This window comes from Candidatus Eisenbacteria bacterium (assembly GCA_030017955.1).
Classification (GTDB): domain Bacteria; phylum Eisenbacteria; class RBG-16-71-46; order JASEGR01; family JASEGR01; genus JASEGR01.
Map to the genome: position 1 here is coordinate 1 of JASEGR010000226.1, position 1409 is coordinate 1409.

Genomic DNA, 1409 nt, shown 5'->3' on the forward strand with positions numbered 1-1409 from the left:
TAGCGATTTCCTTGGCCGCCGTTGGCGTTGTTTTAAATGTTTCCCGTTATGGAGCACAACCACTTTCATCAAGGTGGCCCTGATGGGAAATCCCAAATTACAAATCCCAAATCCCAAACAAATCACAAATTACAAAGTTTTAAAATTTTAAAAGTTGGAATTAATTAGCCTCTAGAATCTAACGCAACACTTCTGCAGCATTGAGGCATTAGAAGTAACGCGTTAGACATATGAATTATCATCGTTTGACCGAGGGTGAGCGAGAGGAGATCAGCAGGATGCTTGCCCAAGGATGTTCATTTGGAGAAATAGCCCATTTTTTGGGCAGGTCCGTGAGCACCATTAGCAATGAGGTTTCAGTAGGAGGTTGCAATCGGTACACGTACCGAGCCGCAACAGCTCACCGACGTGCCCAGAGAAAAGCACGAAAGCGTAAGGCGTGGAAGCGAAAGATTCTTCTCATGCCGCGGCTTCGCAGGTACGTTCATTCAAAGCTTCGCCTTCGCTGGTCGCCGGACGAGATTGCTCGCAAGATTGCCATAGAGTATCCTCAAGATACGACTATGCGCATATCTCCCGAAGCGATCTACTCGTACATCTACGTCCTGCCAAAAGGCACTCTCAAAAAAGAGCTTTTGGCGTGTTTGCGACGAGAGAGGAAGCGACGGCACAAGCGAAGGAAGCACGGAACAGAGAGCGTGGTTACAAGCAAAATCCAGGAGATGCTCTCCATCGAGGAGCGTCCCATCGAAGTTGCCGAACGCCTCGTTCCTGGCCACTGGGAAGGAGACCTGCTTGTCGGAAAGAATCGCCAGTCGTTCCTGGGCAGCCTTGTCGAGCGGACGACGAGGACAACAATCCTCGTACCACTCAAAAACAAAACTGCAGAAGAGGTGAGAAAGGCGTTCGCCAAAGAGGCGAAGAAGCTTCCTGCGCAGATGCGTCTCTCTATGACCTACGACCAGGGACTTGAGATGGCAGAGCACAAGCTGTTCACCAAGGAAACAAAGATGCAGGTGTATTTCGCTCATCCCGCATCCCCATGGGAACGCGGCACGAACGAGAACACGAACGGCAACATCCGCCAGTTCTTCCCTAAGGGCACGGACTTTTCAAAGATCTCCCGCCGAGAAGTGAAGCGCGTGCAGCATCTTCTCAACGGCAGACCTCGGAAGGTCTTGGGGTACGCAACCCCGTACGAAGTTTTTAATTCACTCTTGCGTTAGATTATTGAGACTACCTTAGTTTTCTTTTAAAATAATTTTAAATTTTAAAAATAATTTTCGTTCTTAAAAATTATGAAAAAAATACTCACCGTTTTTACAATAATGGGTCTTGTGATCCTTGGTGGTATCTCCTTCGCTTCAACAGCGCGGGCAGGCGGAAGCGCTTTATTGTGGTTTTCGCCA

General features: G+C 48.3%; 1 protein-coding gene. It reads left to right on the forward strand.

Going from position 1 to position 1409, the window contains the following annotated elements:
- Positions 1–230 precede the first annotated feature (230 nt).
- The gene (locus QME66_13890) at positions 231–1226 is read left to right on the forward strand and encodes an IS30 family transposase (protein MDI6810032.1); all 996 of its coding nucleotides are present in this window, start codon (positions 231–233) and stop codon (positions 1224–1226) included.
- The last annotated feature ends 183 nt before the right edge of the window (positions 1227–1409 follow it).